Origin of the sequence: Rhizobium sp. TH2 (genome assembly GCF_024707525.1) — a bacterium.
GTDB lineage: Bacteria > Pseudomonadota > Alphaproteobacteria > Rhizobiales > Rhizobiaceae > Rhizobium_E.
On sequence record NZ_CP062231.1, the window covers coordinates 3977747 to 4001836 of the forward strand.

Sequence of the window (24090 nt, forward strand, 5' to 3'; positions counted from 1 at the left end):
ACATGCCTTTTCTTGGTGTCCTCTTGATGGTGGCCGCTGGCGCGGCCGTGTGGTGGTGGCGAATGAAGATGGTGAGGGAAGCGGGAAGCGAGATCATCGACTCGGTCGAGCGGATGCGCGGCGCCTTCAACCGCCGGCAATTCCGCAAGAAGGCCGAGGCGGCGCCGCTCACCTCGATCCAGAACCCGGCGATCGCGGCGGTGGTTTTCCTGCTGACGCTGGCGAATGAAAAGCCGATGCACAAGGACATGGCGAAGGAGATCATCCGCGAGCGGATGAAGGATATCATCGCCGCCAAGGATATGGACGAGGTGCTGATCTTCGCCGACTGGACGGCGGGCAGCGTCGTCAACATCGACGACCCGCTTCGCCGCTTCCGGGACCTGTGGCTGAACGCGCTCGACGACGGCGAACGCCGGCAGTTGATCTCGATGGCCGAGGACATCGCCGATGTCGGCGGCGAACGAACGGTACAGCAGGCCGATGTCCTTCAGAAGCTGAAGAGGGCATTGCTCAATTGACGTGTAAAGGGGAATGAGATGTTAGCGGTCGAAAACGCCAATCTGCACTATGGTGCCGCCCAGGCACTGCGCGGAATCACCATCAAGGCCGAAATGGCCAAGATCACCTGCGTTCTCGGCCGCAACGGCGTCGGCAAATCCTCGCTTCTGCGCGCCGTCACCGGCCAGCATCCGCTTTCATCAGGCAAGGTCAGCTTCGAGGGCAAGGAACTCAACGGCATGGCACCCTACAACCGCGCCAAGCTCGGTATCGGATACGTGCCGCAGGGCCGCGAGATCTTCCCGCTGCTGACCGTAAAGGAAAACCTTGAATCCGGTTATGCGCCGCTCAAGCGCGCCGATCGCAGCATCCCCGACGATATTTTCAGCCTGTTTCCGATCCTCAACAGCATGCTCGGCCGGCGCGGCGGTGACTTGTCGGGCGGTCAGCAGCAGCAACTCGCCATCGGCCGCGCGCTGGTGACGCGGCCGCGCATCCTCGTGCTCGACGAGCCGACCGAGGGTATCCAGCCGTCGATCATCAAGGATATCGGCCGGGCAATCAAATATCTCCGCGACTCCACCGGGATGGCGATCCTGCTGGTCGAACAATATCTTGATTTCTGCCGGGAACTCGCCGACCATGTCTATATCATGGACCGTGGCGAGATCGTGCATGAAGGTCCCGCCGAGACGCTGGATACGGCGGAAGCGCGACGGCATTTGACGGTGTAGTTTGGAACTGAGCATGTTGCTTACCCCCCTCTGCCCTGCCGGGCATCTCCCCCTCAAAGAGGGAGATCGGATGTGGCGGCGCCTCGCCCTCCAAACAATCTCCCCCCTTGAGGGGGAGATGTCACGAAGTGACAGACGGGGGTGCTGATGCTCGCTCCCAACACCGAGATCGCCCCACAACGCACCAAGGGCATCGCCCGGCTCGCCACGAAAAACGTGGACGGACGAACGCGCCTTGATGTCTTCTATCAGGAGAGCGCCGCCAAGATCCGCATTCCGGAATCCTATGACGGCCAGATGGAAGCGGTGCTGATCAATACTTCGGGCGGGCTGACGGGCGGCGACCGCATCGCATGGGAGGTCGCGGCGGGCGAGAACACCTCGGTCACCGTCACGACACAGGCCTGCGAACGCGTCTACAAGTCCTCCGGCGGCGAGGCGCATGTCGTGTCGCGGCTGTCCGTGGCATCGGGCGCGAAACTCCACTGGCTGCCGCAGGAGACGATCCTGTTCGACCAGAGCGCCCTGAGCCGCACGCTCGACGTCGATCTCGCCGAGGACGCCGAACTGATCGCGCTGGAGGCCGTCCTCATCGGCCGCAAGGCAATGGGCGAGATCGTTCGGAGCGGCAGCTTCCGCGACCGCTGGCGCATACGTCGTGCGGGCAAGCTGATCCACGCCGAGGATGTGCATTTCGTAGGCGATATCGAGAACCTGCTGGGGAGCCGCGCATCGCTTTCCGGCAACCAGGCTTTCGCGACTTTGCTCTATGTCGGCGAGCGCGCGGAAGCCCTGCTACCCAAATTGCGCGCATTGCTTGGAGACCATCTCGCCGGCGCCAGCCACTGGAACGGAAAGCTCGTCGTCCGCCTCATCGCGTCGGAGGGCTTCGAGCTGCGAAAAATACTGATCCCGGCCATTTCGCTCTTGCGAAATGGTGAGCCCGCACCGAAAGTGTGGAACCTCTAAGCCTGTGCTGACGCACCGTCATTTGGCGTATTGCGTGATGCCGCCCAAGTCCTTGACTATGATGCCTGATCATTGTGGAGCCTTTCATGAACCTCACTCCCCGTGAAAAAGACAAGCTGCTGATTTCGATGGCCGCAATGGTGGCCCGCAGGCGGCTCGAACGCGGCGTCAAGCTCAACTATCCCGAGGCGATTGCGCTGATCTCCGATTTCGTCGTCGAAGGCGCCCGCGACGGCCGTTCGGTCGCCGATCTCATGGAGGCCGGCGCGCATGTCGTTGCCCGCGCGCAGGTCATGGAAGGCATTGCCGAGATGATCCACGACGTGCAGGTTGAAGCCACTTTCCCCGACGGCACCAAGCTGGTGACCGTCCACGAACCGATCCGCTGAGGTAACGCCATGCTCGACCTGCGACCCAATTGCGAATGCTGCGACAAGGATCTTCCGCCGGACGCCACCGATGCGATGATCTGCACCTTCGAATGCACATTCTGCGCAGATTGCGCGGAAACCATCCTCGCCGGCATCTGCCCGAACTGCGGCGGCAGTTTCACCAGCAGGCCGATCCGCCCGGCCGCCATGCTCGCCAAATATCCGGCCACCACCAAACGCATCCTGAAGGCCGAAGGCTGCGCGCCGCAAAAAGCCGCTTGAAGAGGAACAGCCATGATCCCCGGTGAACTGATAGCCGCGCCAGGCGAAATCGAACTCAATGTCGGTGCCCCGACCACCACGATCGATGTTGCCAATACCGGCGATCGTCCGATCCAGGTCGGCTCGCATTATCATTTCTTCGAGACCAACAAGGGCCTCGACTTCGACCGCGACAAGGCGCGCGGCATGCGGCTCGATATACCCTCGGGCACGGCGGTCCGCTTCGAGCCGGGCCAGAAACGCACGGTGCAACTGATCCCCCTCTCCGGCAAGCGCGAGGTCTACGGCTTCCGCCAGCAGGTGATGGGGAAGCTCTAAAACAAGAAAATCAACGGGAGATCTGGAATGAAGAGGCTGGTCATTTTGGCACTGCTCCTAACCGGCGCGACATGCGCCATGGCCCAGGAAGACCCGCCTGTCGATTGCGCCAATGCCATGACGCAGGCCGATATGAACCAGTGCGCCTACGAGGACTTTGAGAAGGCCGACAAGGAACTCAACGCGGTCTACAAGCAGGCGCTCAAGAGCCAGGAAGAGGCGGACAGGCAGGCGGCCGAGATCGGCCCCGATTATGTCGGCGCGGTCAAGGCGCTCAAGAAAGCCCAGCGCGCCTGGATCGATTATCGCGACGGCCATTGTGATGGTGTCGGTTACGAGGCCGTCGGCGGCTCCATGCAGGGCATGCTGATCAGCGGCTGCCAGGCGACAATGACCACGGCGCGCACCAAGGAACTGCGCGAACTCATTCAAGGCATGGGGAACTGATGGCACGTCGGATCGTGATCGTCGGCAATGGAGAGATCGGCGAAGGTCTTGCCGACGTCATGGATTCCGCCGACCTGGTGATCCGCTTCAACGACTGCCGCTCGGTGGGCGCCGGGGGAGGCAGGACTGATGTCGTCGCGGTCTGCAACACCGGACGCCCAGGCAAGGCCATGCTCGAAGGTGCCGGATGGTCATGCAACAAGGCTGTCTGGCTCGCCTCATCCATCTGGTGCGTCCGCGACCCGCAGAAGTTTGCCGCCATGCGCGCACCCCTTGCGCAAACCCATCCCGAACTCGACGATTTCTGCGACGACTACACCGACGGCTTTGCCGACTATGCCCGCCAGAACGGCAAGGATTTCCACATCATTCCCGGAGCGACCCATGATGCGGTAGACCGCGAATTGTCCGCCTTCTCTCCGGCGCCCTATGTCGTTCCCTCAAGCGGCGCCATCGTGATCGCCGAATTCCTCACCCATTACCGCAAGCCCGGCGACGAATTGTTTCTCGCGGGCTTCGGCCACCAGGGCTGGGAGTGGCACCCGTGGGATGCCGAGCGGCAATGGGTGGACGAGATGATAAAGCGTGGGAAATTGGGAAGGCTACACCCGAAAGAGGTCCGGCCAAGTTCTGGCTCGGAGGGATCCAAGGCGGCTTCATGCTAAGGTTAGATGCCAAGACCTCGCTCAAAGGTCGCTTCACCGTTCCGGCAGAAGTTCGAAGAGCGATCGGCCTCGCTCCAGGCGGATTGCTGCAGTTCATCGTCGATGACAATGGCACGGTGTCGATCACCGCCGCTTCAGAGAAGCCCGATGACTTCCTGAGCAACGATTGCAAGACAAACCAAACCAACAACCCCGGAGCCTGACCCATGTCCTACAAGATGTCCCGCGCCGCCTATGCCTCGATGTTCGGGCCGACGATCGGCGACAAGTTCAGGCTCGCCGATACCGAGCTCTTCGTCGAGGTCGAGAAGGATTTCACCATCTATGGCGAGGAAGTGAAATTCGGCGGCGGCAAGGTCATCCGCGATGGCATGGGTCAGAGCCAGGCAACGCGGGCCGAGGGCGCGGTCGATACAGTCATCACCAATGTGCTGATCATCGACCATTGGGGCATCGTCAAGGCCGATGTCGGCCTGAAGGACGGCCGCATCGCCGCTATCGGCAAGGCGGGAAACCCGGATACCCAGCCCGGCGTCACCATCATCGTCGGCCCCTCCACGGAAGCCATTGCAGGCGAAGGCAAGATCCTCACCGCTGGTGCCATGGATGCGCATATCCACTATATCTGCCCGCAGCAGATCGAGGAAGCGCTGATGAGCGGCGTCACCACCATGCTCGGCGGTGGCACCGGCCCGGCCCACGGCACGCTCGCCACCACCTGCACCGGCGCCTGGCATATCGAGCGGATGATCGAGAGTTTCGATGCTTTCCCGATGAACCTGGCGCTTGCCGGCAAGGGCAATGCTTCGCTCCCCGCGCCGCTGGTGGAAATGGTGCTGGCCGGCGCATCGAGCCTGAAGCTGCATGAGGATTGGGGCACGACACCCGCCGCGATCGACAACTGCTTGACGGTCGCCGATGAACTGGACATCCAGGTGATGATCCACACCGACACGCTCAACGAGAGCGGTTTCGTCGAGGATACGATCGACGCGATCAGGGGCCGCACGATCCACGCCTTCCACACCGAAGGCGCCGGCGGCGGCCACGCGCCTGATATCATCAAGGTCTGCGGCTCGCTGAACGTCATCCCGTCCTCGACCAATCCGACGCGGCCTTACACGGTCAACACACTGGCCGAGCATCTCGACATGCTGATGGTCTGCCACCACCTGTCGCCCTCGATCCCCGAGGACATCGCCTTCGCCGAAAGCCGCATCCGCAAGGAGACGATCGCGGCAGAAGATATCCTGCACGACATGGGCGCCTTCTCGATCATCTCGTCGGACAGCCAGGCTATGGGCCGCGTCGGCGAAGTGTCGATCCGCACCTGGCAGACCGCCGACAAGATGAAGCGCCAGCGCGGCCCACTGAATGAGGAAACCGGCGACAACGACAATGCCCGCGTCAAACGCTACATCGCCAAGTACACGATCAATCCGGCGATCGCCCAGGGTCTCAGCCATGAGATCGGCTCGGTCGAAGTCGGCAAGCGCGCCGATCTCGTGCTCTGGTCGCCCGCCTTCTTCGGCGTGAAGCCCGAAATGGTGCTGCTGGGCGGTTCGATCGCCGCAGCCCCGATGGGCGATCCGAATGCCTCGATCCCGACGCCGCAGCCCATGCATTACCGGCCGATGTTCGCCGCCTATGGCAAGCTGCGCACCAATTCCTCGGTGACCTTCGTCTCGCAGGCATCGCTCGATGCCGGGATTGTCAGCCGGCTCGGCGTCGCCAAGAAGCTGCTCGCGGTGAAGAACACCCGCAGCGGCATCAACAAGAAGTCGATGATCCATAACGACCTGACGCCGCATGTCGAGGTCGACCCGGAGACCTATGAGGTACGTGCGGATGGCGTGCTGCTGACATGCGAGCCGGCGACGGTACTGCCGATGACCCAGCGGTATTTCCTGTTCTGAGCAAGGCGACCGAGACCGGCTCGGTCGCCAGACCTCAGATCACTCAGTCTCGCCAAGCGCCTTCCAGACGATCCCCGCGATAACCGCGCCGAGGATCGGCGCAACCCAGAACAGCCAAAGCTGCGGCAGCGCCCAGCCACCCTCGGCGAAGAAGGCCACGCCGGTCGAGCGTGCCGGGTTGACCGACGTATTGGTCAGCGGGATCGAGATCAGGTGGATCAATGTCAAGCCGAGACCGATGGAGATGGGAGCGAAGCCGGTCGGCGCGCGGCCGTGCGTCGAGCCCAGGATGATCAGCAGGAACATGAAGGTCAGCAGCGCTTCGGCGATGAAGGCCGACATCATCGAATAGCCGCCGGGCGAATGTTCACCATAGCCGTTCGAGGCAAATCCGCCCGGCACCCAGCCGGCCTTGCCGCTGGCGATCAGGTAGAGCATCAGCGCCGCGACGACGGCTCCGACCACCTGCGCGATGATGTATCCCGGCAGGCTCGCTGCGGGAAACCGCCCGGCCGCTGTCAGCCCGATCGACACGGCGGGATTGAAATGGCCGCCCGAAATGCCGCCGACGGCATAAGCCATGGTCAAGACCGTGAGGCCGAAGGCGAAGGAGACGCCGACGAAGCCGATCCCGAGCTCGGGAAAACCCGCCGCGATGACGGCGCTGCCGCATCCCCCGAAAACGAGCCAGAACGTACCGATGAATTCGGCGAAGAGTTTCTTGAGCATGAAGTCCCCCGACAGTTGCCTATTTACAAGGCAATGATATTCATCAGGTCTTGATATCAGTCAACAAAAAGCTGCATCGGCGCATGGTTCAACCACCGGATTCTTGCAACCGTGCACTCGGCTTATGCGATGTCTTGTTCCAGAAGAATGGATTACGCCGCAGTTCGATCACCGCTTTCCAGGCGGCAAAGGACATCAACATCCAGTAGGCGGGCACGTAACGCCATTTGATGCCGATGCGCTTGCGTTCGTTCCAGCCCATGGCTTCCCAGCCCAGCCGCATGAAGATCGTATAGGCCGCGATCACGTTGAACCAATCAAGGCACAACATGCTGACGTCAAAGGATGTTGCATGCGGTGCAAAGACGAGGCTCCACATCGTCACGGCGATGAAGAACAGGATCAGTGGGTGGCCAAGCGCTGAAACCAGCATGCCGGTAACCAGGACGTGAAACATGATGGTTCCGCGAAAGCCGAGTTCACCGCTCAACTTCACTGGCGTGCGCATAAGAACCAGCCAGGTTTGCATCCAACCTTTAAACCAGCGGGTCCTCTGGCCAAGCCAGGCGGCGCGGTCGGTCGGGGCGTCCTCCACGGTGTAGCGCGTCAACATCTCGGCGTGATAGCCGAGGCGATAGAGGCGCATGCCGAGATCAGCGTCTTCCGTCACGTTGTACGGATCCCAGGCGCCGACCGCCCTAAGCACATCGGTTCGGAAATGGTTTGAGGTGCCGCCGAGCGGCATCGGCTGGTGGTGAGCACCGAGGAACGGCAAAAGCCGGCGGAAGAGACCGGAATATTCCAGCGCGAACAGAGCGGACAGCCAACTCTCGCCGGCATTGGAAATGATCAGCGGCGCCTGCAGGCAGGCGAGATCGGGCGAGGCATCCTTGAAGTGACGGTATGCTTCTCGTAGCTGATCGGGATGTGGGCGATCCTCCGCGTCAAAGATCACGACGAACTCCCCTCTCGCGCCGGCAAGTCCGTAGTTGAGCGCCTTCGGCTTGGTCCGTGGCATGCGATCCGGCACTTCGACGATCTCGAAATGCGATGGCAGGTTCATCGCTTCCAACGCGTCTATCGTTTCGCGGTCGCCGGCCTCGCAGATCAGCTTGATATCCAGTCTCGACGACGGCCAGTCGAGGCGCAGCAACGAAGTGACGAGTTGCGGCACGACCTCTTTTTCCCGGTAGAGGGCCGCAAGCACGGTGTAGACTGGCAGGTTCGAGTCCTCGGCCAGCGGTGCGAGCGGTTTTGGCTTGGGCGCACGCTTGATCGCGAGCGCCCGCAACACGATCAGGATGCAGAACGCCGATGACAGCGCGACGTGCGAAACATGCAGTGTTGCCATGGGGAACAGGACGAGACAGCAGAGATATGCCATCAGCATGAAGCCGGCGAGGAAACCCTGCCCGCCTGTCAGCACCGAGCGTGCACTAAGTTCAGGGCTGGCATCAAACAACTGATCCGCCGCGGTATCGACCCGGCGGGTGGCACCTGCCCGCCATGCAGCATGCCGAAGCACGGACGGCGTTGTGATGGCGAGTACGGAGCGCAACGTCTCCGAAGACTTTACCCGGCTGACCCAGGTCGCAAGATCTCGCGCTTCGGGGACGACAAGCGTCAACGGGCTGCCCATTGGCGGGTTCAAGCGAAGAATGGAGGGCTTGAGGAGTTGGCTGTCGAGGCCCGGGCTATCGACCACCGATCGCGCATCGATCTCCTGGACGAAACGCAAGCCGAGCACCTTGGCGAGCGCGCCGTAATAGGCGTCCTCCCGAACCTGGCTGCTGGCAAGCAGTTCAGTTTCAATTGTGGTGCTGTTCCGAGAGGCTCTTGCCTTCATCGCCGCGATGAAGGGCTTGGAAAAGCCGAGCTTCAGGAGAAAACGCTCTTCATCGGTTTTCTCTTCTTGTATAAAGCTTTGGGAAGAGGTGATCTTGCCCTCAAGCCGGAGATCCCGGGAAGGTCCTTCACGCGCTGAATTGTAGTCGACACGCCCCCGGTCGCCCATGTAGTTTCACAGACCAACGCACAACAAGTTTTAATAAAACCGGAAACAATATTCATGAAGCCAGCGGTTGTGTCACGTTGTTTTTGGGTTTTGGCTCTGGCTCTCGGTATTTTTTCGCAACTACCGGTCACGCAGCTCGCAAAAGCGCAAGAAAATGACGCGATTTCGCTGCCGCTGATGTTCGATCCGCGGGAAAGATTGCAGAAACCAGACCTCGCCTCCGTTCCGCGCATCCGGTTTCTCACGACGGTCGATTTTCCACCTTTCAACTTCATCGATCAATCCGGCAAGCTCTCGGGATTTCATGTCGATCTGGCGCGCGAAATTTGCCGCGAACTGGAGGTGCTGGAGCGCTGCCAGATCGAGGCCGTGCCCTACAAGGACCTGAGATCCGCGCTGGAGAAGGGCGACGGCGAAGTGATTGCGGCGGGCGTCCGCATCACGCCCGAACTGCGCCGCGATCTCGGACTCTCCCGGGTGTTCATGCAGCTTCCCGCGCGCTTCATCATTCGCTCGGATGCGGCTACCGGAGTGAAGACGCCATCCGCCCTGAAACCGGGCGAAACAGGCATCGTCGCGGGCACGGCGCATGAGGCAATGCTGGCATCCTATTTCCCCGATCTCAAACCAAGGACTTTCCCGAAGCGGGAGGAAATGCTGGCGGCACTCAAGAAGGGCGAGATCAAGGCTGCCTTCGGCGACGGCCTGCAACTCTCTTTCTGGCAGGAATCGCCGGATGCCAACAATTGCTGCGACTTCCTCGGCGATCATTATTACTCGTCGATCTTCTTCGGCGATGGATTGGCGCTGGTCACAAGCAAGGATACGCCTCTGATCACACGCGCGATGGACGCGGCGCTTCTCGCGCTTGCGCGCAACGGCCGGCTCAATGAGATCTATCTCCGCTATTTCCCCAACGGGCTGTAAATCCCACTTCCGCTTTTACGCATTGCAAGCCGTGGCGAAATGCGGTGAAGATGACGGCTGAATTCAAGGCGAGGAATGCGCATGCCCTACCGCTCGACACGCATCGAAAAACCCGGCCACGCTGACAAGCCGCCCATCGACGTCGTGGTCCTGACCCACGACGAGCGCCATCTGCGCCGCAAGCTGCTGCACATGGCCCATGACGATGTCGTGATGCTCGACCTCAAGGAGCCTGTGGTGCTCGAACATGGCGATCTGCTGGCATTGGAGGGCGGCGGCCATGTCGAAGTCATCGCCGCCGACGAGAAACTGTTAGAAATCAAGGCGCGCAATCTCGTCCACCAGATGGAACTCGCCTGGCATCTCGGCAACCGGCATCTCGCGACACAGATCGAGGAAGGCCGCATCCTGATCGAGCGCGATCACGTGATCCAGTCCATGCTCGCCGGCCTCGGCGCCGTCGTGACCGAAGTGGTCGAGCCATTTCACCCAGTGCATGGCGCCTATCACAGCCATGCGTCCCACGGACACGGGTCGCACGATCATGGATCGCACGATCACCACGATCATGACCATTGACCACGACACCCAGTCGCTGCTGCGGTTGATGACCTGGCTATCGCCAGCATTCCCGGTGGGTGCGTTTGCCTATTCGGGCGGCCTGGAAGCGGCCGCGCGTCAGGGGATAATCACTGACGCCGGCGAGCTCCAGCAATGGCTCGAAACTTTGCTCCGGAATGGATCGATCTGGAATGATGCCGTGCTTCTGTCGGAAGCGTGGCAGGCGTACGAAGACCAGCCACGTCTTGCCGCGGCAGCCGAACTGGCGACCGCACTTGCAGGTTCGGCCGAGAGGCATCTCGAAATCACCGCCCAGGGCGGAGCGTTCCTCGAAGCAGCTGGTGCCTGGCCGCACCCGGTGCTCGCCATGCTGGATCATATGACGCCCTATTGCATTGCTGTCGGCGCCGTGGCCGCCGCAAACGTCGTGCCTTTAGAACGCACGATCGCGGCCTATCTCCACGCGCTGGCTTCGCAATTCGTTTCATCAGGCATCCGCCTGAGCGTCCTCGGCCAGAGGCAAGGCGTGGCCATGCTAGCAGCACTGGAGCCGATCATTCTCGACGTGGCGGCATGCGCAAGCCACTCGACGCTGGACGACCTCGGAAGTGCCGCCATGATGGCGGACCTGATGGCCATCAAACATGAGACCATCCACACAAGGCTGTTCCGCTCATGACCTTGATCGCGGCCCTCACCTTCCTGATCCTTGCCGTGATCGCAGCGTTGCACTTTGTCTGGGCGATGGGTTTGACCTTCCCTGCGGCGGATGCGGCGGAATTGTCGCGGATGGTGACTGGCTTCAAGCGCCGTGACCTGATGCCGGGAAAGCCTGCAACACTGTTGGTTTCCGCCGCCGTCCTGCTCGCCGGATTCTGGGCGCTGATGCTCGCCGAATGGGCATGGCTGCCGGTGCCGAACTGGTTCGTCGCGCTCGGCGGCATGGTGCTGACAGCCGTCTTCCTCGCACGCGGGCTGGCCGGTTACACAGACCGCTGGCGGCAATTGACGCCCGAACAGCCATTCGCGCGGCTCGACCGCAAATACTATTCGCCGCTCTGTCTCGTGCTCGGCCTGTTCTTCATCATCTTGACCCTGGGATACATGCTATGACTTCGCGTAACGGACCTCTACGCATCGGAATTGGCGGGCCGGTCGGCTCGGGCAAGACCGCACTGACGGAAAAGCTCTGCAAGGCCATGCGAGAGAATTTTTCCGTGGCCGTCGTGACCAACGACATCTACACCAAGGAAGACGCCGAGGCGCTGGTGCGCATGCAGGCGCTGACCTCGGACCGCATCGTCGGCGTGGAAACCGGCGGCTGCCCGCACACCGCCATTCGTGAAGACGCTTCGATCAACCTCGCGGCCATCGCCGATCTCAACCGGAAATTCCCCGATCTCGAGGTGGTGTTCATCGAATCGGGCGGCGATAATCTCGCAGCCACCTTCTCGCCGGATCTCGCGGACCTGACAATTTATGTCATCTCGGTCTGCCAGGGCGAGGAAATCCCGCGCAAGGGCGGGCCGGGCATCACGCGCTCGGACCTGCTTGTTATCAACAAGAAGGATCTGGCACCGCATGTGGGTGCCGATCTCGACGTGATGGAGCGGGATGCGACGCGGATGCGTTCGGGAAAACCATTCCTGTTCTCCGATATGAAGCGCGGAGATGGTGTCGGTGAAATCGTCGATTATCTGAAAAGCTACGGCGGACTCGCTGCTTAACCAGCGCTATTCGTGCCAGTCGTCGTGAAGGATGCTCTGCATCAGCTCTTCCTTCTGGCGCGCGGAAAGCGGCGTATAATTCGCGTTCTTCCGCTTCGTAAGCTTTTTTGCTTTGCGCGGCGTGCTGAGCTTGAAAGCTTCCTGCGACAATGCGGACAGGCCGGTATTCGAAGCCACGGCGGACACGAAAAACAGGCCGGAATTCAATGCACTCATTTCGGCCTCCTTTGTGTTGAGCCTGATCTGCTGCTGTTTAATGCCCTGGAGATAAAACGGTTCCACACCGCGATCTATTCTCCAGGCAACAGCCTTCATGATTAGAATGTGGGGCCGATCGCGGCTTTTCCAAGATAGCGGCCACGGATTCCCGATCACCGGGCTTCACATCTCGGTGAGCGGAAAAAGCTTCCTGAGTGCCAGATAGAGAAGCGCTCCGAAGAACAGGCTGCCGGACGCGACTTCCAACGACAGCGCGAACCCCGCCGCATGCGTCGCGACTTGGCTCAATATGCCGGAAACGACCAACGGACCGACGATCTGCCCGATGCCGTATGATGCCGTCATCAGACCGATGAACACGGTGGCGCCCTTGGGCTTCAGCCGTCGCGCCTCCTGCATGCCGAACAGGGTTATCGTCGTGAACGGCAGGCCGAGCAAAACGCTGCCGATCACGAAGCCCACGATATTGGGCAACATGAGCGGAAAGAGCACACCCAGACCCTGCATGACATAGAGGATGGCAAGCAGAATGCGCCGGTCGATCGTCATGGGTACGAAGCGTGTGACCAGCGCACCCACCGCCACGAATATGCCGACCACCGGCCAGAAGAGATCGACCCAACCTGATCCGGGAAGAGCCTCGCGTGCGATCACGGGCAGGAAGGTTGCCGTGACGATATAGCCGAAGCCCGCCAAGCCGTAGGCGAGCGTGAGCAGCGCATCCTCGAATGTCCAGCGCTCGGACATCGCCTCGGCCGGAGCGCTCGCTTTCTGCGCCACGCGCCGCGTTGGCGTGAAGAACGGCCAGATCGCCGCAGTCAGCACGAAGGCGACAATGCCGAAAACCGCCCAGCCAAGCATCGAGGAGCCGCCGGCCGAAGACAATGCGAGCGCGGCGAGCCCCGAAAGCGTGATGCCGATGCCGGGACCGACATAGATGATCCCGCTCAGTTGCGGCTGGCCCAGTTCCGCGAGCCGAGCGAGGCACCAGCCCGACGTGTAGACGAAGGCAACGCCGCTGATGACGCCGGAGAGAAACCGCAGGAGGGACCACAAAAGCGGACTGTCGACCGCCATGGCGAGCGTCAGTACGGCAGTGGCAACGAGCGCGAAACGCACCAGAAGAGCGCTATCGGGCATGCTGAACCCGAACCGCCTGAGCAAACCGGGCAATACCATGCAGAGCAGTGCGCCAGCGAGATAGCCGAGATAGTTCGCCGTGGCGAGCCGGCTGCCGGCATTGATGTCGATCAGGCCGTCATGCAGCATCATCGGCAGCAGCGGCGTGAAGGCGAAGCGACCAATCCCCATGGCGATGGCGAGCGACAGCGCACCGGCAATTGCCACGACAAGCGCGGACGAGCCTTTGCGTTCGCCGGCAAGCGGCGGCATGTTGATTGTCATCGGAGGCCTTCTGTTTCCTGCTGGCCAATATATGGGTTGGCCCGACGTTCAATCAATTTGAAACTTTGAATGCCCGGCATCAATTCTAGTGATGCATGCGCAGCAATAAGGAGCGACGCCGGCTGCCGCAGCAATGCATTGTCAGCGTGCCCGACTTCTGCTCTGTTCGGACTGCTCCGAAGCGGAGGCCGATATGCCTGACGATGATGATATCCAAGCCGAATATGCCTCACCTGCCTGTCTCCTGCATGAGATCGATCCGGTCTACGCCGGACTTGCACCGCCCGCCCCACTCGAGGGCGTCGCGGCATGGCGCAAGGCGCGCCGGGAGGCGCTGATCGCGGAACGGCTGGCACTACCGGCAGATACCCGCAGCAGCTATTCGCAAGCGATTGCCGATGCGCTTGATGAACGCCTCGGCGATATCGCGGGAAAAGCCATCAGCCTCTATTGGCCCTTCCGGGGCGAGCCCGACCTGCGCAGTTGGATGGAGAGGGCGACCGCGCGCGGCGCCACCTGTCTTCTGCCCATCGTCGTCGCCAAGGGCCAGCCGCTGATCTTCAAATCCTGGAAGCAGGGCGAAAAACTCGATCGAGGCATATGGAACATTCCGATCCCCGCCGAGGGCAAGGAGATGCTGCCGGATATCGTGATCTCGCCGCTGGTCGGCTTCGACCCCTCGCGCTATCGGCTCGGCTACGGCGGCGGCTTTTTCGACCGGACGCTGGCCGCTCATCCGGGCAAGCCGCTGGTGGTCGGCGTCGGTTATTCCAGCCAGCACATCCCGACAATCCACCCGCAATGGCACGATATACCGATGCAGGCGATCATCACGGAGCGCGGGCTTTGGCGCTGACGCTGGATGACCGCGATCGTGCCATGCTCAATGGCGAGGCAGGCAAGGCCGCGGCCTTCGCCTTCGAGATCTTGACAGGCTTCGCCGGCTCGGTCGGCGCCAAGGGCTTTCTCGACATCACGGGATCGCATATCGACGGCTGCCTCTATCACGGCCAGGTCAGCCTCGATTTCGTCGAGCGGCTCGTGGATCTCGGTGGCAAGGTACGAGTGCCGACGACGCTCAATGTCGGCTCGATCGACTTGATCCATCCCGAGATCATGCGGATGACCCGCGAGCAAACCGAGCCCCTCGCCCGGCTGATGAAGGCGCATGAGGAACTCGGCTGCATGCCGAGTTTCACCTGCGCGCCCTACCAGACCATGTTCCGGCCGCGCTTCGGCGAGCAGATCGCCTGGGGCGAATCCAACGCTATCGTCTTCGCCAATTCGGTGATCGGCGCCCGCACCAACCGCTATGGCGATTTCATCGATCTCTGTTGCGCCATCACGGGCCGCGCGCCGGCCTATGGCCTGCATCTCGACGAGAACCGCAGGGGACGCATCCTGTTCCGGCTGGAAGGCTTCAAGGACAACGCGTTCGATCTGGATTCCCTCTATGTCGCGATCGGTCTTATCATCGGCCTGAAATCCGGCGAGCGGGTTCCTGTCATCGAAGGCCTGTCCCCACCGCGCGACGAGGATCAGTTGAAGGCACTGGGCGCGGCTTCGGCTTCATCCGGCGCGGTTGGCCTGTTCCATGCCGTGGGCATCACGCCCGAAGCGCCGACGCTTCGCGACGCGCTGCATGGATACGAGCCGGACGAGATGATCGTGGTCGAGCCCGATGATATCCGAGATGTGCTGGCGCATCTCTCCACCGCACCCAATGGAGCCGGGATCACGGCAGTCTGTCTAGGCACGCCGCATTTCTCCCGCGCCGAATGGGACCGGCTGATCCCGCTGCTGCGCGCCGCCGAGCCACGCGCGGGCATCCCGATCTACGTCAATACCGGCCGCGAGACCTATGACGGCCTGTTGCGCGATGGCATGCTGAACGGTTGCGACGGCTACGGCCTCAGGGTCGTCACCGACACCTGCACCTATCTCACCGCGATCCTCGAACGCCTCGACGGCACCGTGATGACCAATTCCGGCAAATGGGCGCATTACGCTCCCGGCAATATCGGCGTGCAAGTCGGCTTCGGCTCGATGGAGGATTGCGTCGCATCGGCCGCTGCCGGCCGGATCGTGAGGCTGGCGTGAAGGGCGTTTTCCATGTGCGAGGCACGGCTGAAGGACCGGTGATCAGGCTGCCGATGCCGCTGAGTTTCTGGGGCGGAGTCGACGCCGAAACCGGCAGGATCATCGACCATTCCCAGACGCATCACGGCGCATTACTTGGCGGCAAGGTGCTCGTCATGCCCTCCGGGCGCGGCTCGTCATCCGCCTCGTCAGTGCTCGCCGAAACCATCCGCAACGGCACCGGCCCGATCGCCATCATCATGGAACGGCCGGACCCGATCATTACGGCGGGCGCCATGGTTGCGCGCTCACTCTATGGCACCGTCTGCCCGGTGGTCGTCTGCCCGATCGACGGGATCGAAGGCGGCCAGACGATCCGCATCAGCGAGGATGGCGACGAGGCCGACATCGAGATCAGCTGAGTTTCGGCCACGTATCGGAGAGCTTGTAGCCGCCCGGCCACGGGTCAGCCGGATCGAGCATCAATTGCGATGTGCCGGTGATCCAGGCGCGTCCCGAGATCGACGGCACGATGGCCTTCTGCCCGGCCACAGTCGTTTCCCGCACAACCGTGCCGGTAAATCGCGAGTCGATCATCGAGATGCCAGTCAGCGTCTCGCCGACCTTGAGCTGGCCGCGCGCATTGAGGATCGCCATCCGCGCCGAGATGGCCGTACCCGTGGGCGAACGGTCGATCTTGCCCGGCTGGATCGCCACGGCCGAACGCGACATCAGCTTGCCCTCCTCGCGGTAGAGCGGACCGGCAAAGGCGCAAAAGGAAATATGATCCCAGCCAGTGTCTTCGGGATGCGCGAAGCCAAGCTGCTCGTTGGCCGCCTTGGTGATCGCGATGCCCGTTTCGGCGAGTTGCCGCGCTTCATCCGCCACCAGCTTGAAGCCGAGCTTTTCGGCATCGACCACGACAAAGCTGTCGCCGCCATAGGCCGTATCCACGGTCAAGGTGCCCAGCCCCGGCACCTCAAGCGTCGCATCCAGTTTAGCAGCAAAGCTCGGTACATTGGTCACCGTAATCCTCTCGGCCTTGCCACTGCGGCATTCGGCGACGACTTCGACCAGCCCTGCCGGCGCTTCCAAAATGATCCGCGTCTCCGGCTCGGTCATCGGCAGGATGCCGCTGTCAAGCAGCACGGTCGCGACGCAGATCGAGTTCGAGCCGGACATCGGCGGCGTATCCTCGGGCTCCATGATGATCCAGCCCATCTGCGCCTTCGGGTTCTTCGGCGGCACCAGCAGGTTGACATGACGGAACACGCCGCCGCGCGGCTCGTTGAGCACGAAGTTCCTCAACGTCTGGTCGCTGGCGATGAACCGGCTCTGCTCCCAGATCGTATCGCCCGGCGGCGGCGCGACGCCACCCACGATCACATCGCCGACCTCGCCCTCTGCGTGGCAGGTGACGACATGGATGACTTTGGAAGAACGCATGAATCCGATCCCTGATCTAACGATATCGTGATGCATAGCATGGAAGCGCCGTCCTGAAAGCGGCCAAGTCTTGCTCCAGAAGCCCGATTGCTCCAAGCTTGGTGCAGGAACTGGAACCGACGCATGTTTCTTCGATCAGCCGTCATATCAGTGATACTGCTTCTGTCTCCACTAGCGATGGCTGAGGAGACGAAGGCACCTCCGCTCTCGAGCATTCTGGAGAAAGCCGAGGCCCTGAAGCCGCTCAGGACGGTGGTCGTCGCACATCGCGGCAAGATCATCGCCGAGCATGGCTATCGCGGCTACACATCGAAGGACCCGACCAGCATCATGTCGGCGTCGAAATCAATCATCTCGGCGCTCGTCGGCATCGCCATCGACAAGGGAATTCTCGAAGGGACGGATCAGAAGATCGCGACGATTCTGTCCGACGATATGCCGGAGAATGCGGATCCGCGTCTGTCCCAGATCACCATTGGCAATCTGCTTTCGATGCAGGCAGGGCTGCGCTCCACCTCGGGCGAGGAATACGGCGCATGGATCGAGAGCTCCAACTGGGTGCGGACTGTCCTGTCGCAGCCCTTCGAGGACAATCCCGGCGGCGGGATGATCTACTCGACGGGCTCCAGTCATCTTCTTTCGGCCATCCTGACTAAAAAGACCGGCCGTTCAACGCGCGCGCTCGCCAACGAATGGCTCGGCCCGGTCGAGGGATTCCGCATCTCCTGGTGGAGCCGCGACCCACAGGGCATCTATGTCGGCGGCAACATGATGGCGATGAGCCCGCGATCGCTTCTGGCATTCGGAGAACTCTATCGCACGGGCGGCATCACGCCCGAGGGCAAGCGGCTGATTTCGAAGGACTGGATCGACAAATCCTGGCGACCGCGCACCAATTCCCGCTACACCGGCGACAGCTATGGCTACGGCTGGTTCATGCGACAGATTACCGGTGAGGAAGTGCATTTCGGTTGGGGCTACGGCGGGCAGATGCTCTACATCGTGCCGCGTCTGGAACTGACCGTCGTGATGACATCAGACGAAGGTTCGTCCGCCGCGCGCTCGGGCCACCGCGACGATCTCCATGCGCTGCTTGCCGAGGTCATCGATGCGGCACGCGCTACAGAAGGCAAGAAGGACGGCGACACGAACTAGGCGAAAGTCCGCCATTGAAAAAGGACGCCGGAAGGTTCCTCCCGGCGCCCTTGATGCAAGCCGCAGGCTTGTCAGTGGGTGATTTCTTCGAGATCGAAGGTGCGCGGCTCGCCATCGAAGGCCACCAGGACGGCGGCATTTTCTTCGCGCTTCAGAAGCTGCAGGATCGCATCTTCGCTCGGATTGCCCGGCGTGTCGTCCATGGCTTCGAAGAATTCGCCGACAGTCATGTTGTCGCTGGGCTGGAACTTCAGCGTCTCGCCGGTCTTGCCGCCGACCAGCATGATGAAACGGAACTCGACATCGTCATGCTCTTCGCCGACCACGACCGCGATATCGTCATCGCTGCCCCCGTATAACAAGACTCCGATGGGTTCGATCATTGCGGTTTACCTTTCTGCGTGGCGGGAACCGGCGACATTGCGAGTTCTCTCATCCGCTCTGAGCACATAAACGGCGACTTTGCAAAATCTGTGAACGCTGGCCGCAAAATAAACGCCCGACAGGAACGGATAACGCCGGCATGCGTTCTCCAGCAAAATCAGGAGAGGATTCCGTCATGGCGTTCCGCGATAAGATCAACAAGCCCACCCATGCCAGCACCCCGGAAGAGGAGAACACACCCTTGGTCGATGAAGCACTGGATGCGGTCAACAACCGCGACCGAGAAGCAGCCGAGCAGGCCTTCGAGGCGACGAGCGACGAGGAACTGTCGGCGATTGGCGCGGAGATCGAGCGCATCAAGGAATCCATAGCGCTGATCACCCAGGCGAGTTCGCACTACGTCAAACGCCGCGTGGCCGAGAACTCCACCGACATGATCGCGGAAAACCCGGTTCGTGCAGCGCTATGGGCCGCCTTCATAGGCTTCTGCATCGGCCGGCTATCGCGCTGAGGCGGCTTGATCCGAAGCACATTCTTGACCAATGATGCTTCCGGGGAAGGGAGGCCCCCGACATGGACCAGACGTCCGCATCCTACGGCTACAGCATCGACAACGATCTCGGCACTCTGAAAAAGGATGGCATCGTCGGGCTCAAGCGCGCTTTTCCCAAGGCATGGGCCGAGGCGATGCGCGAGGACATGATGACGGCCTTCTGGTCGGCGATCCAGCGGCCGGGCGGCGCGGTGGGCCGTGGGCCCCGCCGTTGGTATGTCGAAATCCATCCGCAGGATTTCTCCGGCTTCGTCGATCTCGTCACCCACCCCTGGGTCACGGAAATGTGCGAAGCGGCGCTCGGGCCCGACTACCAGATCGTCGAGATCGGCTTCGACGTGCCGTTCCAGGGCGCCAAGTATCAGCCGTGGCATCGCGACTTCCCCTCCCCGCCCGACACCTACCGAGATCGCCACATTACCTCGCTCGCCTTCAACCTCACCGGCGTCGATGTGACCCCCGACATGGGACCGTTCGAGATCGCGCCCGGCACCCAATATGTGGATGGACGGGACTGGAAGCATGAGATGTTTCCAGACAAAGCAATCTGGCCAAAATTCCAGGAACTGGGCGCCAGGAAGCATCCTGAAATGGGCGATATTTCCTGCCGCTCGGCGCTGACGGTCCATCGCGGCACCGAACATCTCTCACCGATCGCTCGTCCCGTGATGGTATTGGGCGTCGATGCACCGGGCGCCGGGCATGCCGAATTGCACGACCTGATGGTGACCCAGGATTACTATGATGCACTGCCCGACGGCGTGAAGAAGCACCTGGTTTGCCGGGTCGTCGACAAGCTCATACCCGTCACCCAGAAGCACGATATCGAAGGCCTGGTAATGGGTGCCGACCCCTCGTGAACACCAGACCGGCCTGCGACCGGTCGCCGCATCACCTTTTTGCCGCCATGGAATGACCTCGATTTTTGCCCATATGAAATGGAACCAAAGGAACTCGGCAAGGTTTGAGTTTCGCGGTTTACCTCGAATTCGCGTGGGTAAAGAGTCGAAGGAGCATACTATGATCAGGACAATTCTCGTTTCTGCCTTGCTGGCGGGTTCGGCCACCGTAGCAATGGCTGCGGACGTCGTCGAACAGGTCCCGACAGCACCGGAAGCGGTTGTCGAAGAGGCTCAGGTTTACTCCTGGGACGGCGCTTATCTCGGTGCCTATGGCGGCGCCAGCTGGCTGAGAGGCCGACTGGATGATGGCGTCAATGAATCATCCCGCAACAACATGGGCGGTACGCTCGGCGGCTTTGCGGGCTGGAACAGGCAGCTCGACAACAATATCGTCCTCGGCATCGAAGGCGATTTCGGCTACGACTGGAACAACAAGAAGTTCGACAATGGTGTCGAAGCCGGCACCGATTGGGGCGGCAGCGCCCGTGCCCGCGTCGGTTACGCGTTCGACAACGCGTTGATCTTCGGTACCGGCGGCTGGACCGCGGCCAACGGCTATGTAGATCCCCCAGGCGGCAACAACTCCAAGGAAAAAGTCCTTCAGGGCTACACACTTGGCGCCGGCGTGGACTACAAGTTCACCGACAACATGTTCGCCCGTGCCGAATATCGCTTCAACGATTTCGGCGAGGAGAAGATCGGCGGAACCAAGGTCGATTTCCAGCAGCACAAGGCCTTGCTGGGCCTCGGCTTCAAGTTCTGATTTCCATCCCGGGACAAATTGAAAGGGCGCCTTTTCAGGCGCCCTTTTCATTTCCGTTCTTGCTGGCAGCGGGAACATTTCCAACATCCGTCCGTTCTGTCGGCATATTTCACGGAGTACGGACCATGGAAGATTTCAAGCCTCGCGAGGATCACCGCGGCCAGATCGAACCGCATCTCGGCCAGTCTCATTTCGAAAAGGATCAGGTCGAAAACGCAGCCAAGGCGATCGACCAGGGACCGAATTTCGGTACCCCCGGCGACCCGCCCAGCTTGAATCCCGGCGTGGAGCACGAAATCGATGAGGCCTACGAGGATCTCGATCGGGAAAAAGGCGTGCCGCGTTCTGGCTGATCGCCTGGCAATCACGGTCAGTGCACTTCGAACGTCCCAGTCAGTTCCGCCTCGGCGAGCGCGTGTTTCCTCGCCTCTTTCCATAGATGCGCCACCCCTGCCGACCCTGGCACAGCCAGATGCGGAACATCGAGCGCCGCTAGACGAAAGTGGTAATGGTGTGTGCCGTGACCCTTCGGCGGCTGCGGGCCATCGTAGCGAGCATCACCGAAATCGTTCTTGGCAAAGCGCGGGCCGCTGCCAGGCTTGGTGTCGATACTTTCCGGCAAGCCATCCCAGTCCGCGGGAATGTTGAAAATGCCGCAATGGCGGAACGTGCCGCGCGGCGCATCCGGATCCTCGACGATCAGCACGAAGCTTTTCGTATTTTCCGGCGGGCCGCTCCATTTCACAGGTGGAAAAAGGTTCTCGCCGTCGCGTGCATATTTCGTCGGGATTTGCTGCCCATCGGCGAAAGCCGGGCTCATGAGTGTCAGGGACATCTGATCCTCCTCTCACTCTCGAATGATAACAGATTCAGTGCGATTTGCCGGAGCCTTTGTGATGCGCGCTTTCCTGGTTGGCGCCGCGGATCACACCACGGTCGTCGGCGAGGCCATCGGGACCAGGCTTGAGGTTCTCACCTTGCTGGAAAGCTCTCTTGGCCCCATCCGAGCGCTTGAGGTCGGGTTCGATATCGAAATCCGGACCGGCATTGGCCGTGTTGACGCGCTTTTCGATGATGCGCATCTGCTGCTCGTGCGCCTTCTTGGATTGCATCACGAAGCTCCTCTTCATTTTCATGACAGGAGCAGAACAATCGGGAAATGGAAGTGTTCCCGAATTTATCGCGACGCGATCTTGCGGACCGCATACTGCATCGGCTGGGTGCCGAAGGCCAGGACAGCAATGAATGCTAGAACGAGCAGATGTGACATTTGAAATCCTTCCATTGGCTTGATTGCCGTCGGAGGGTTTCTTGCATGGCTGGGTCGATTTGGCTGTTCCGAATGTAACAGGCCTTTACTTGCTGAGACGGCGATGGTTGGCGCGGACTTGTCTGCGATAATGCGCAACTGTGCTCTTGCCGACTGATTCCATGGATTTGCCCGAGGCGAGCGCAAATGCGCCGTCCATCATCACCGATGAGGCCGCCTGAAGTTTCTCCGAGGTCATGAGGCTTGCCTCGCTGATGGCTTTGGGACCGCCCGCAGCGAGTTTCATCATCCTGAGGCCAATCACCATGTTGGATTCGAAGGCGAGTCGCGAGAGATCGAAGAACATCTGGTATGGCGAGTGCCGCATGGCGAGCCCCTTTGCATGTGTGGACCTTCAACGGTCTCGGTGCCTACCGCGTTCCAGCCATTCAATAATTCCCCGAGCCGCTGCGCGGCCGGTGGCAAGGCAGGCTGTCAGGAGATAGCCGCCGGTGGGCGCTTCCCAGTCGAGCATTTCGCCCGCGACAAATGTGCCCGGCAACATATCTAGCATGTAATTGGCGTCGATGCTGTCAAAAGTGACGCCGCCGGCAGATGAAATCGCCTCCTCGATCGGACGTGGCCCGAGCAGTGGAATGGGCAGCGCTTTGATATGCCGCGCCAGCCGCTCGGGATCGGCGAGATCGGCAGGCGGGACAAGCTCGCGGATCAGGGCAAGCTTGACGCCTTCGATGCCGGCACCCTTGCGGAGCCGAGTGGAGAAGCTGGCCTTGCGGTCCTGCCGGGCGAGATCCTTGGCAATGCGCTCCAGGTGTCTTCCCGGCATCAGGTCGACGACCAGTTCGGCGTGGCCGTCTTTCTCCAATCCGTGGCGCAGGGCGGCGGAATGCGCGTAGACCAGGCTGCCTTCGATGCCATGATGGCTGATGACGAACTCGCCCGAAAACGTGCCTGCCGCCGACGTGGCGGTAACCGATTTAAGCGGGGCACCGGCGAAGCCTTCGCGCATGATATCGCTCCAGCGCACATCGAAGCCGCAGTTTGCGGGCCGGAGCGGCGCGATGCGGACGCCCTTGTCCGCCAGCCTGCCAATCCAGGCCGCATCCGAGCCAAGCTTCGGCCAGCTGGCACCACCCAGCGCGAGCAGGACGGCGTCGGGTGTGATGGCAAACCGGCCGGCGGGCGCCTCAATCAGCAGGCTCTGGCCGTCGAACCCGATCCACCGATGGCGCGTCAGTATCTTCACGCCCTGCGCCTCCAAACGCTTCAGCCAGGCGCGCAGCAGGGGCGACGCCTTCATCGTGGTTGGAAACACGCGATTGGATGAGCCGACAAAGGTCTCCGTGCCAAGGCCCGTCGTCCAGTGTCGCACGTCCTGCGGCGTGAAAGCATCGAGCGCCGGCCGCAATATCGCGGATGCCTTGCCGAACCGGGTGCGAAACGCGGAAAGATCCTCGGCATGGGTGATGTTGAGACCCGACTTTCCGGCCAGCAGGAACTTGCGGCCAACCGTCGGCATGGCTTCATAGATCGTCACGGCATGCCCGGCGGACGACAGCACCTCCGCCGCCATCAGCCCTGCGGGTCCGCCTCCGATGATCGCGATTTCCTTATCAGGCATTCAGCCACCCGAATCCTCTCCCGCCACTGATGACCTAGCCCGGCCGCCGGCGCAAGAATATCAGCGAAATACAAGAAACGGGCTGCCTCGCGCGAATGACCCCGCTAACCTGATACCTTCTCTCGAATTGCAT

33 protein-coding genes are annotated in these 24090 nt (G+C 61.4%); 23 read left to right on the forward strand and 10 right to left on the reverse strand.

Translation table 11 applies throughout. The features are described from left to right. Positions 1-2 precede the first annotated feature (2 nt). The 10 genes from IHQ71_RS19680 to ureC all read left to right on the forward strand — a co-directional run bounded on the left by IHQ71_RS19680 (position 3) and on the right by ureC (position 6203). Positions 3-521 carry a hypothetical protein gene (locus IHQ71_RS19680; RefSeq protein WP_258158131.1) on the forward strand — a complete coding sequence of 173 codons (519 nt, stop codon included), beginning with the start codon at positions 3-5 and terminating at the stop codon, positions 519-521. An 18-nt stretch (positions 522-539) separates the two neighbouring features. Further along, positions 540-1235, forward strand: a complete 696-nt coding sequence (gene urtE / locus IHQ71_RS19685; protein WP_258158132.1) for an urea ABC transporter ATP-binding subunit UrtE — start codon at positions 540-542, stop codon at positions 1233-1235. 147 nt (positions 1236-1382) lie between these two features. Further along, on the forward strand, positions 1383-2204 hold the full coding sequence (locus IHQ71_RS19690; RefSeq protein ID WP_258158133.1) for an urease accessory protein UreD: 822 nt from the start codon (positions 1383-1385) through the stop codon (positions 2202-2204). An 86-nt stretch (positions 2205-2290) separates the two neighbouring features. Then, positions 2291-2593: an urease subunit gamma gene (locus IHQ71_RS19695; RefSeq protein WP_258158134.1), complete on the forward strand. Its 303-nt coding sequence runs from the start codon at positions 2291-2293 to the stop codon at positions 2591-2593. Between the two features lie 9 nt (positions 2594-2602). Next, on the forward strand, positions 2603-2857 hold the full coding sequence (locus IHQ71_RS19700; protein ID WP_258158135.1) for a DUF1272 domain-containing protein: 255 nt from the start codon (positions 2603-2605) through the stop codon (positions 2855-2857). A gap of 12 nt (positions 2858-2869) precedes the next feature. Continuing rightward, on the forward strand, positions 2870-3175 hold the full coding sequence (locus tag IHQ71_RS19705; protein ID WP_258158136.1) for an urease subunit beta: 306 nt from the start codon (positions 2870-2872) through the stop codon (positions 3173-3175). A 27-nt stretch (positions 3176-3202) separates the two neighbouring features. Continuing rightward, a complete protein-coding gene (locus IHQ71_RS19710) occupies positions 3203-3622 on the forward strand; it encodes a lysozyme inhibitor LprI family protein (RefSeq protein WP_258158137.1) in 420 nt (139 codons plus the stop codon). Further along, a complete protein-coding gene (locus IHQ71_RS19715; RefSeq protein WP_258158138.1) occupies positions 3622-4287 on the forward strand; it encodes a Urease operon accessory protein in 666 nt (221 codons plus the stop codon). The genes IHQ71_RS19710 and IHQ71_RS19715 overlap by 1 nt, the downstream gene beginning before the upstream one ends. Next, a complete protein-coding gene (locus IHQ71_RS19720; RefSeq protein ID WP_258158139.1) occupies positions 4281-4490 on the forward strand; it encodes a type II toxin-antitoxin system PrlF family antitoxin in 210 nt (69 codons plus the stop codon). The genes IHQ71_RS19715 and IHQ71_RS19720 overlap by 7 nt, the downstream gene beginning before the upstream one ends. A 3-nt stretch (positions 4491-4493) precedes the next feature. Beyond that, complete coding sequence (gene ureC, locus IHQ71_RS19725) at positions 4494-6203, forward strand: urease subunit alpha (RefSeq protein ID WP_258158140.1); 1710 nt, start codon at positions 4494-4496, stop codon at positions 6201-6203. 39 nt (positions 6204-6242) lie between these two features. On the opposite strand, the gene aqpZ is transcribed toward ureC, so the two are convergent. Beyond that, complete coding sequence (aqpZ, locus tag IHQ71_RS19730; RefSeq protein WP_258158141.1) at positions 6243-6932, reverse strand: aquaporin Z; 690 nt, start codon at positions 6930-6932, stop codon at positions 6243-6245. An 88-nt stretch (positions 6933-7020) separates the two neighbouring features. Further along, a complete protein-coding gene (locus IHQ71_RS19735) occupies positions 7021-8946 on the reverse strand; it encodes a glycosyltransferase family 2 protein (RefSeq protein ID WP_258158142.1) in 1926 nt (641 codons plus the stop codon). A 54-nt stretch (positions 8947-9000) separates the two neighbouring features. Between IHQ71_RS19735 and IHQ71_RS19740 the strand changes: the two genes are divergently transcribed. The 5 genes from IHQ71_RS19740 (at position 9001) to ureG (ending at position 12161) form a co-directional block, all read left to right on the forward strand. Further along, positions 9001-9873 carry a transporter substrate-binding domain-containing protein gene (locus tag IHQ71_RS19740; protein ID WP_374989886.1) on the forward strand — a complete coding sequence of 291 codons (873 nt, stop codon included), beginning with the start codon at positions 9001-9003 and terminating at the stop codon, positions 9871-9873. Between the two features lie 81 nt (positions 9874-9954). Next, on the forward strand, positions 9955-10452 hold the full coding sequence (ureE, locus tag IHQ71_RS19745) for an urease accessory protein UreE (protein WP_258158144.1): 498 nt from the start codon (positions 9955-9957) through the stop codon (positions 10450-10452). Next, positions 10418-11113, forward strand: coding sequence for an urease accessory protein UreF (locus tag IHQ71_RS19750; protein WP_258158145.1), 696 nt, complete (start codon positions 10418-10420; stop codon positions 11111-11113). Before ureE ends, IHQ71_RS19750 begins: the two co-directional genes overlap by 35 nt. Then, complete coding sequence (locus IHQ71_RS19755) at positions 11110-11547, forward strand: DUF3995 domain-containing protein (RefSeq protein WP_258158146.1); 438 nt, start codon at positions 11110-11112, stop codon at positions 11545-11547. The genes IHQ71_RS19750 and IHQ71_RS19755 overlap by 4 nt, the downstream gene beginning before the upstream one ends. Next, entirely contained in the window at positions 11544-12161 is a 618-nt protein-coding gene (gene ureG / locus IHQ71_RS19760; RefSeq protein ID WP_258158147.1) for an urease accessory protein UreG, read from the forward strand. Before IHQ71_RS19755 ends, ureG begins: the two co-directional genes overlap by 4 nt. 6 nt (positions 12162-12167) lie before the next feature. Here ureG and IHQ71_RS19765 read toward each other — a convergent pair whose 3' ends face one another. Together IHQ71_RS19765 and IHQ71_RS19770 are read right to left on the reverse strand one after the other, a co-directional pair. Continuing rightward, positions 12168-12476, reverse strand: a complete 309-nt coding sequence (locus IHQ71_RS19765) for a hypothetical protein (RefSeq protein ID WP_258158148.1) — start codon at positions 12474-12476, stop codon at positions 12168-12170. 66 nt (positions 12477-12542) lie between these two features. After that, entirely contained in the window at positions 12543-13784 is a 1242-nt protein-coding gene (locus tag IHQ71_RS19770) for a YbfB/YjiJ family MFS transporter (RefSeq protein WP_258158149.1), read from the reverse strand. A gap of 193 nt (positions 13785-13977) precedes the next feature. On the opposite strand from IHQ71_RS19770, the gene IHQ71_RS19775 reads away from it, so the two are divergent. The 3 genes from IHQ71_RS19775 to IHQ71_RS19785 are packed head-to-tail and all read left to right on the forward strand — an operon-like array spanning position 13978 to position 16285. After that, entirely contained in the window at positions 13978-14640 is a 663-nt protein-coding gene (locus IHQ71_RS19775; protein ID WP_258158150.1) for a 5-formyltetrahydrofolate cyclo-ligase, read from the forward strand. Continuing rightward, the gene (locus IHQ71_RS19780) at positions 14631-15884 is read left to right on the forward strand and encodes an aconitase X (RefSeq protein ID WP_374990043.1); all 1254 of its coding nucleotides are present in this window, start codon (positions 14631-14633) and stop codon (positions 15882-15884) included. The genes IHQ71_RS19775 and IHQ71_RS19780 overlap by 10 nt, the downstream gene beginning before the upstream one ends. Next, positions 15881-16285, forward strand: coding sequence for an aconitase X swivel domain-containing protein (locus tag IHQ71_RS19785; protein WP_258158152.1), 405 nt, complete (start codon positions 15881-15883; stop codon positions 16283-16285). Before IHQ71_RS19780 ends, IHQ71_RS19785 begins: the two co-directional genes overlap by 4 nt. Here the strand turns inward: IHQ71_RS19785 and IHQ71_RS19790 are convergent. Next, a complete protein-coding gene (locus tag IHQ71_RS19790; RefSeq protein WP_258158153.1) occupies positions 16278-17309 on the reverse strand; it encodes a proline racemase family protein in 1032 nt (343 codons plus the stop codon). The genes IHQ71_RS19785 and IHQ71_RS19790 overlap by 8 nt on opposite strands. A gap of 123 nt (positions 17310-17432) precedes the next feature. Here IHQ71_RS19790 and IHQ71_RS19795 point away from each other — a divergent pair, with 123 nt between their 5' ends. Then, positions 17433-18464: a serine hydrolase gene (locus IHQ71_RS19795; protein WP_258158154.1), complete on the forward strand. Its 1032-nt coding sequence runs from the start codon at positions 17433-17435 to the stop codon at positions 18462-18464. A gap of 71 nt (positions 18465-18535) precedes the next feature. Here IHQ71_RS19795 and IHQ71_RS19800 read toward each other — a convergent pair whose 3' ends face one another. Beyond that, on the reverse strand, positions 18536-18847 hold the full coding sequence (locus tag IHQ71_RS19800; protein WP_258158155.1) for a hypothetical protein: 312 nt from the start codon (positions 18845-18847) through the stop codon (positions 18536-18538). 176 nt (positions 18848-19023) lie between these two features. Here IHQ71_RS19800 and IHQ71_RS19805 point away from each other — a divergent pair, with 176 nt between their 5' ends. The 4 genes from IHQ71_RS19805 (at position 19024) to IHQ71_RS19820 (ending at position 21419) form a co-directional block, all read left to right on the forward strand. After that, positions 19024-19359 (forward strand): hypothetical protein, encoded by a 336-nt coding sequence (locus IHQ71_RS19805; RefSeq protein ID WP_258158156.1) that lies wholly within the window; start codon positions 19024-19026, stop codon positions 19357-19359. A 62-nt stretch (positions 19360-19421) separates the two neighbouring features. After that, positions 19422-20261, forward strand: coding sequence for a phytanoyl-CoA dioxygenase family protein (locus IHQ71_RS19810; RefSeq protein WP_258158157.1), 840 nt, complete (start codon positions 19422-19424; stop codon positions 20259-20261). Positions 20262-20421: 160 nt separating this feature from the next. Continuing rightward, positions 20422-21066: an outer membrane protein gene (locus tag IHQ71_RS19815; RefSeq protein ID WP_374989887.1), complete on the forward strand. Its 645-nt coding sequence runs from the start codon at positions 20422-20424 to the stop codon at positions 21064-21066. Between the two features lie 125 nt (positions 21067-21191). Continuing rightward, on the forward strand, positions 21192-21419 hold the full coding sequence (locus IHQ71_RS19820; RefSeq protein WP_258158158.1) for a hypothetical protein: 228 nt from the start codon (positions 21192-21194) through the stop codon (positions 21417-21419). A 17-nt stretch (positions 21420-21436) separates the two neighbouring features. Here the strand turns inward: IHQ71_RS19820 and IHQ71_RS19825 are convergent, their stop codons facing one another. The 4 genes from IHQ71_RS19825 to IHQ71_RS19840 all read right to left on the reverse strand — a co-directional run bounded on the left by IHQ71_RS19825 (position 21437) and on the right by IHQ71_RS19840 (position 23957). Beyond that, positions 21437-21901 carry a YbhB/YbcL family Raf kinase inhibitor-like protein gene (locus IHQ71_RS19825; protein ID WP_258158159.1) on the reverse strand — a complete coding sequence of 155 codons (465 nt, stop codon included), beginning with the start codon at positions 21899-21901 and terminating at the stop codon, positions 21437-21439. 34 nt (positions 21902-21935) lie between these two features. Next, positions 21936-22178, reverse strand: a complete 243-nt coding sequence (locus IHQ71_RS19830; protein WP_258158160.1) for a hypothetical protein — start codon at positions 22176-22178, stop codon at positions 21936-21938. Positions 22179-22421: 243 nt separating this feature from the next. After that, positions 22422-22703 carry a hypothetical protein gene (locus IHQ71_RS19835; protein ID WP_258158161.1) on the reverse strand — a complete coding sequence of 94 codons (282 nt, stop codon included), beginning with the start codon at positions 22701-22703 and terminating at the stop codon, positions 22422-22424. A gap of 27 nt (positions 22704-22730) precedes the next feature. After that, positions 22731-23957: a TIGR03862 family flavoprotein gene (locus IHQ71_RS19840; protein ID WP_258158162.1), complete on the reverse strand. Its 1227-nt coding sequence runs from the start codon at positions 23955-23957 to the stop codon at positions 22731-22733. Positions 23958-24090: the final 133 nt, after the last annotated feature.